Origin of the sequence: Pseudoalteromonas sp. Ld19 (assembly GCF_045064135.1) — a bacterium.
GTDB lineage: Bacteria > Pseudomonadota > Gammaproteobacteria > Enterobacterales > Alteromonadaceae > Pseudoalteromonas > Pseudoalteromonas aliena.
In genome coordinates this window covers 1,042,934-1,050,959 of record NZ_JBISHA010000021.1, presented here as the reverse complement: position 1 = coordinate 1,050,959, position 8,026 = coordinate 1,042,934, and the positions used below count along the sequence as shown (strand labels likewise).

Genomic DNA, 8,026 nt, shown 5'->3' with positions numbered 1-8,026 from the left:
AAAATGGGAGCACTAGGTGCTTGTCATTACTTCTTTGCACCATATTTGCTTGGTGACAATAGCGTTTTGGACCCACCTGATCCCATGCCGAACTCAGTAGTGAAACGAAACAGCGCCGATGATAGTGTAGCATTTGCTATGTGAAAGTAGGACATTACCAGGCTTCAAATTGTAGAAAGCCCGAATCTAACGATTCGGGCTTTTTTACGTCTGCAGAAAAGTGAATGAGGGTGAATAGCGGACAATAAACGATGCAGCATTTCACTGTGGCTCTTCACCGCTGTAGGCACTACGACATCACAAGGCTTCAAATTAAAGAAACCCGTTACAGTAATGTAACGGGTTTTTTGCTATCTGGGATTTAATAAATAGCCAAGAACCCATGCTGAACTCAGTAGTGAAACAAAACAGCTCGAAGGCGAGCCCCACGGAAGGCCGCCCCGACGCAAAGATAGTATCCCATTTGCACTGTGGCTCTCCACCGCTGTGGGCACTACGACATTACACAGTCTTCAAATTGTAGAGAGCCCGACTAGAAATAGTTGGGCTTTTTTACGCCTGCAGAAAAGTAAAGTTGGATGAATAATATCAATCTCCATAAGTATTGAAAAATTTATCATCCTATAACGTCATTCTCCCATCGTTAAATTGACTCCATATCGAAGTAATATTGGTATTAACATTTCGAAAAATTATCTGTGTTTGCTCACGCTTTAAAATATTATGTCCTACACTAGGCTAAGTTATCTTTTATAAGGATATTTTATGACATTGTCTAGCGGTTCAATTTGGGATACGTTTCGCAATATTGGGTTAACCAAAAAGCTTATTTTTTCCTTTTTATTCGTTGGATTAATCCCTTTAATGCTTGTTATCGGCCTTGCTCTTTTTAGTTCATCAACTGCGTTAAACAAGCAAACTTATGCTCAGCTTGAGGCTGTAAGTGAAATAAAAAAAAGCGCTATTGAGCGCTATTTTGATGATATAAAGTCGCAGTTATTGTTTTTATCCCAAAGCCCAGAGGTTTTGGTTGCAGCAAATAAATTTATTGAAACATTTAAGGAGTCTGAATCTTCATTTATCCTAAATGAATCTGAAAAACAGCACCTTTCTGATTTTTATTTAAATAGCTTTAATCCGAAGTACATTATTGAGAACGAGCAAAAAAAACCACCTACAACGATATTTCCACAACTTTCACAAAAAGCGCTCTTTTGGCAGTATCAATATATAGCCGATAACCCTCATCCTCTTGGTGAAAAAGCAAGCTTAAATCAATCTTCAATGGCTAATAGCTATAATTTAGTGCATCTTAAGTTTCATCCTTTTTTATATAATTTTGCAGAAAAATTCGATTTTTACGATGTATTTATTGTAGATAATATGTCAGGTAATGTGGTTTATTCGGTTTACAAAGAAGCTGATTTTGCTACATCTTTAACTAACGGCCCTTTTTCTAAGAGTAATTTAGCTAAAGTATTTAACCAAGCTAAAGATATTGCTGAAACTGAAGTTGTTTTTTCGGATTACCAGCAATATCTTCCTTCCTATGATGCACCAGCGAGCTTTATTGCTACACCTATTTACACCCAAGGAATTCATACAAGCACCTTAATTTTTCAATTATCTATCGATGCTCTAAATGAAATTATGACTGAACGTGCTGGTTTAGGTGTAAGCGGTGAGACTTATTTAGTTGGGCCTGATTTTTTAATGCGGTCTGACTCTTATCTTGATTCTAAAAATCGTTCTGTTATTAATTCATTTCGTAACCCTGCAGCAGGAGCTGTAAAAACAATTGCAACAAAAGAGGCCTTACAGGGTATAGCTGGGCAGCAGGTGATCACAGATTATAATGGATCGTTGGTATTATCTTCTTATAAACCAATTTCGATTCTAGGGATTCAATGGTCTTTACTTGCTGAAATTGATAAACAAGAAGCTTTTGGTGCCGTATCTCACCTAACAATGTTACTCGTTATTACGCTGATACTTTGTATTGCTGCGATTTTAACTATTGCGATTTTGTTTTCTCGGACTTTAACTCAACCAGTGCAATTACTAGTTAATACTATGCGCCATGTTGAGCAGCAAGGTGACTTTTCAGTACGCTCCCCTGTGCTTTCCAAAGATGAAATAGGCTCAACAGCAAGCGCTTTTAATAGTTTGTTAGAGGCATTACAAAGCTCTATTTCGCAAACGAATACTGTAATGAACAAAATGGCTGCAGGAGAATTTAATCATAGGATAACAGTGGTATGTAAAGGTGAACTTGAATCATTAAAGCAAGCTACTAATAACTGCGCGAGTTCATTAGAACAAGCGATGACAGAATTAAACCATGTTATTGATGATATGAGCCAAGGTAACTTTAGCAGTCAAATAGCAACGCCGATGCAGGGGGAGCTGGCGACCCTTAAATCGAACATAAATGGCTCATTACAATCATTAAATGGCACCATTGGTGAGATAGTTGAAGTAATGGGGCATATAGAAGAAGGTGATTTTAAACAGCAAGTAACCGTAGCCGCAAAAGGAGCACTGGGACAACTGAAAGAAAGTGTGAATAATTCGGTACAAGGTTTGTCAGGGGCAATTAACAGTATAAGCGAGATAATGAGCTCGTTACATGATGGTGATTTTTCTAAGCGTATTGAGCAGCCTATGCAAGGACAATTAGGGTTTCTTAAAAATGATATCAATGCTAGCGTTGATAATTTAGCTCTGATAATAAAAGACATTAGTAATGTAATGGCGGCAGTAAGCCAAGGTGACTTTAAAAAGCATGTTGATTGTAGTGCAAATGGTCAGTTACTTACGTTAAAACAAAATATTAATGATTCTATTATGAGTTTAGATAGTGCTGTGGGTGATATATCAAATGCAATGCTAGCGATCAGCCAAGGATGCTTTGATAAAAATATTGATACCATAATGAACGGTCAATTAGATTCATTAAAATATGATATTAACAGTTCAATAAATAATCTGAGTGTTATTATTTCAGAGCTTGCACGGGTAATGGCTGCTATGCGTAATGGTGACTTTAGTCAGCAATTAGAAACGCCAATGCAAGGGCAATTGGCCCAATTACAACGTGATGTAAACAGCTCTTTAACCATTACTGGTGATGCAATCAGCGAAGTGACGGGAGTACTAAGTGCGTTAGCGCAAGGAAATTTAAATAAGCAAGTTCAATCTGATTATAAAGGCGTTTTTGCTATTTTAAAAGAAGACGTTAATCAGACTATAGAAAAATTAACCAGTGTTATTATGAGCATTCAAAATAGTGCAAATCAAGTTTCGCAAAGTGCATCTGAAATAGCTTCAAGCAACGTTGAAATCAGCCAACGAACGGAAGAGCAAGCTGCAAACTTAGAGCAAGCCAGTGCTAATAGTAAGAACATGCTCGATGAGATTATACAAATTGCGAGCCAGTCCTCTGAAGCAGTTAAATTAGCAGGTAAAGCACAAACTTCGGCGGCTGAAGGTGGTGAGCTGTCAATACAAACCGTAAGCGCGATTGTTGAAGTAAACAACTCAAGTAAAGACATTAATGAGATTGTTTCAGTTATTGATGAAATTGCCTTTCAAACAAATTTATTAGCCCTTAACGCTGCAGTAGAAGCTGCGCGTGCAGGTGAGCATGGTCGCGGTTTCGCTGTGGTCGCAAATGAAGTAAGGCAGCTTGCTGGACGCAGTGCAGAATCCGCTAAACAAATTAAAAGGATAATTGGAGACAGCAATCAAAAAATAAATCAAGGAACAACTTTAGCTAATACATCGGGCGAAAAATTAAAACAAATAGTTAGTGCAGTGGAAGCTGTAAATTATATGATTATGTCAATTAATGACTCTACGAGTACTCAGCAACAGGCTATTAAGGAGGTAGATATTGTTGTACAGCGTTTGACCGCTTTAATTCAAGAAAGCTCTGCTATTACGGAGGAGACAATGGCTGCTGCAAAACAAATGGCTGATCAGGCAAATGATATGCGTAAATTATTACAATATTTTTCGTTTTAAATATTCAGCATGTTAATTTTAACTGAGGGTTTAAAGAAAAAAAATGTCTTCGTATTATAAATTTGCAGGTGTTTTTAGGTATATTTTGGCTCTGAGCACCGCTTCGGTTACTATCGTTACAAATTAAATACTGACTGCTACTTATGAACACGTTAAGCGCTAAACAAAATATTCAAGCAATTGTTAAAGCTATTAAAACGGAAGAAGCACTGCTTCGTCAAAAGCATCCATTACTAGCTCATCAAAATACGTTAGGGCTAATTATTTTACTCTTGTCACTGAGTGCATTAATAGGTGTTGGCGTTTTATATTATCTAACCATCATACCGGCTTGGATGTGCATCATACTTGCTGCAATTGCAGCGTCTATCTCTCATGAGCTTGAACACGACCTCATACATAAACAATACTTTAGTAATCAACCACTCATGCATAATTTTATGATGCTAACAGTATGGTTAATGCGGCCAAATACTATTAGTCCTTGGTACAGACGTAAAATGCATTTACACCATCATAAAACATCAGGCACGCAGCAAGATTTAGAAGAACGCTTAGTTGGCAATGGCATTAAAAACCCGTTTTTACGTGCTTTAGTTATTACTGATGGATTGCTAGGGTTGGTTATTTCTCAAAAACGCTTTAAAAAAGAAATTGATGGCTTTAGTTTTATGAGTGTTTTTAATGCAGGATTCCCAATAGCGACAGCGTACTTTATTATTTTATATAGTGTAATAGTGTTCCATATTGTTAATTTATTTATGCCACTTTCAATAAATTCAGCTAGTTGGTTATTAAGTACTATAAACGTGTTTGAATTTTTAATGGTCGTGCTTATTGTACCTAATATCATTCGTTCTAGTTCACTTAACTTTGTTACTTCAAGTATGCATTACTATGGCGGCGTTAATAATATGCTAGAGCAAACACATGTACTAACGAGCCGTTTATTTATGCCGTTTCATTTATTTTGTTTTAACTTTGGCCACACACATACTATTCATCATTTTGTGCCAAATCAGCCGTTTTATCTACGGCAAATGCTCAGTAAAAAAGCGCTTAAAGTAATGAAACAACACAACGTGCGTTTTAATGATTTTGAAAGTATTAAAAATGCAAACTTATACAATCATTAATTAACCAGAGTTTCATTTAGAAAAATGTACTAAATGCCGCAAACAAGCTCTGTTTTTAAATGTACCTACCTCTATACCTAAAGAATGGAACCGCTACCGTCAGTTATTTCTAAGTACTTAACAAACTTAGGGACGTTAGTGAATAGAGTATAGATCTTGCTAGTTTGACGCTGCTGTAATGCTATTACAGTAGTGAGCGGTATCGCAGTCTTACTTGGTTATTGTTTTTAAGTGAAAGCACGCCCTAGGGGCTGTTGACCTTTCAGGATTAAAGTTTGTTCAATCTAGGGGCGATTTAATCGCGACGTGAGGTTTGTAACCTAGTGGGCTAAGTCAAAACCGAGCAACAAAGAGTTAATCGTCCCTAGAAAGAACCCAAAGGGCAGCGCATGTTTGGCATTTATACTGCGTTATCGCCTATTTATGCTGAATAAATAATGTTTTTAATACAGCACAGTTTAGGGGAGAGTATTATGTATTACTTAAAACAATAATAAAAAAGCGTTTATCCTACCAATCCGCAATGATACTTAACCTGAACTCTGGTTAAGAGATTTACTAACGTATTGAATCATGGTGATATTTAAATTTATTTTCTCTAGCCAGAGATTTTCAGTGAAAACAAGGCGAATTTACGCGTCAATAGCGGGCCTATTGCAAATAAATTCAACGCAGTTAGCGCTGAAAATAGCTGCTCAAGATAGATTTATTATCCAGAGTTCAGGTTACTGAATCAATTTGAGGATTAACCCGACGCTAACTGCGTTAAAATTTCTGATATAGAACAAAAACAACGAAATATCGTCTTGTTATCGACAAAGTTTTCTTACCTCAAAATAAACCTCTTAATTAAGTGAATTGGTATTAAAGAGATATTATTGTCAGATTTATTCATAGCAGTATTTACAAATGTGGGTGTTATTTTAGTTTTAATCCTAAAAGTACCAAAGGTTTTTATAAGCTTAATTTGGTCTTTGACTTTATTAAGTTTTTTATTTTTTACTTTATTTAAAAGTGTTGGGGCTGGTATAAGTTGATATTTACATCATGGCGAGATGAAAAGTCAGCGCTTTAAACTTTGTGTTCCGATCTTGTGTAATAAGCTGTAATAGGTCTTTGTATTAATAGCTGTTAACTTAAATCTTACTGAAAAATATAAATACAGTAAATTTTATTTTAATAGTTAATATAAGGAAAATCACGATGTGTACAGATTTCTCAATTAAAGCCGTAAATTCTAACTTTCAAAAAAGTATTCCAGTGATAGGCCGCTCAATGGAGTTGGGGCCAGATTTAAAATCAGAACTATTTTTTAGGCCTAAAAAGTATATATATAAGCAAATTACCTTAACATCGAGTCAGTCAGATTTACAGGATGACTCTGCACAATTCGTTCTTCGCGACGATATTGATGTTATTAATGAACACCTTCTTGCTTGGACTGGTGATTATGGCTTTGTTGCTATGAATGGGTTTGAGCTTGCTATAGCTAAAACGTTAGGTGTAGAAGAGACATTTGCGAATATCGTCACTAACGGATTAAACACAGAAGGCTTAACTACCGGATCTATGGTATTAGCGCAAAGTGAGTACCAGTATCCAATATCAGAAGCGTGTAACAATCAAGATATTATTTACTACCCTAGCCTTCCTGCGTGGATATTATCAAGTTGTAGCACTTGCCAAGATGTTATTAATGGATTGGACTATGACAAATTGGTGTTAAACAAAGGTGGATCTGATTTAAAAGAATGCGACTCAGATAAAAAAGATAAAATTTTAGTTGTTAGTCCTTTTTCTAAAGCTCCAAATGCAATGAAGTTTCATTTTCCTGTGCATGATGCTGAAGGGAATAGCATTGTTTTAGAATATGCTCAAGGGAAGCTAACCATAACAGACCTTAATCCAATCGGTGTTCTTACTAATGATCCTTTAATTGCTTGGCAACAAGAAAATGTTCGTTATAACTATGTAAATGTAATGCCATTTAATTTTCAGAATGAACAAGGAGAGCCAACGACACCGAGTGTAAGTGCATATGAAAGTGCAGCCTCTAATTTTCAGTGTAATTCCTATGCGCAAGGAACTGGATTTTCAGGTGTTCCTGGAAGTTCAACACCCGTGGATCGTTTTGTGAGAGCGGCAATGATGACTAATTTTTCATTTCCAGTTACACAATTCACGTCCCAATATGAAATAGATGAAGCGAATGATTTTAAGTCTAATGTAGCCAAAGATGCTGAATTAATGAAAGAAGTACCCTCAATAAACAACAATATTAAAGTAGGAAAAGAAGATGCGACTACGCTGGCTTTTCATATATTAAATACGGTCGATATTCCATTGGGAACAAGTCGAGATTCACAAGGCGAAAACGTCCATGATTTCACACAGTGGGTTACTGTATCTGATTTAAAAAATAAAATATTTTCAGTTAGAATGTACCAATCACCGCAAGTGTTTAGGATTAATTTGATGGAGTTAGAGCTTGAAGGTTTAAAAAATTACACTCATCAGTTAGACACAAATATTAAATCTATGGATATAACAACCCAAATAAATAAAAACACTTAATCTTATATTTGAAAAATAAGTGCTAGATAGGTTTCATTTTAAAATTAATAATAGTTTTTTTTTGAATTCCTATTTAGCACGAATTCTGCCTGAATGTTTTATAAAATCTTGAATTATAACTATATTTAAGGTGTTTTAGCTGGGTGTTTTCAGTGAGGCAATAGAGTGGGCCTAGGGCGTGTTGATCTTTGTGGATTGAAATTTGTTCAATCCAAGGGCGATTTAATTGCGGCGCGAGATTTGTAATCGAGTGGGCTTGGTAACGGCTCCTGCGTTACTCTAGTGGCTTA

General features: G+C 35.9%; 3 protein-coding genes and 1 rRNA gene. All 4 read left to right on the top strand.

Annotated elements, in window-relative coordinates; translation table 11 throughout:
• Positions 1–48: 48 nt before the first annotated feature.
• Positions 49–163 (top strand): 5S ribosomal RNA (gene rrf / locus ACJJVZ_RS16810).
• Between the two features lie 602 nt (positions 164–765).
• On the top strand, positions 766–4,026 hold the full coding sequence (locus tag ACJJVZ_RS16805) for a methyl-accepting chemotaxis protein (RefSeq protein ID WP_405602110.1): 3,261 nt from the start codon (positions 766–768) through the stop codon (positions 4,024–4,026).
• A gap of 143 nt (positions 4,027–4,169) precedes the next feature.
• Positions 4,170–5,162 carry a fatty acid desaturase gene (locus ACJJVZ_RS16800; RefSeq protein ID WP_182702944.1) on the top strand — a complete coding sequence of 331 codons (993 nt, stop codon included), beginning with the start codon at positions 4,170–4,172 and terminating at the stop codon, positions 5,160–5,162.
• 1,203 nt (positions 5,163–6,365) lie between these two features.
• Positions 6,366–7,736 carry a linear amide C-N hydrolase gene (locus tag ACJJVZ_RS16795; protein WP_405602108.1) on the top strand — a complete coding sequence of 457 codons (1,371 nt, stop codon included), beginning with the start codon at positions 6,366–6,368 and terminating at the stop codon, positions 7,734–7,736.
• Positions 7,737–8,026: the final 290 nt, after the last annotated feature.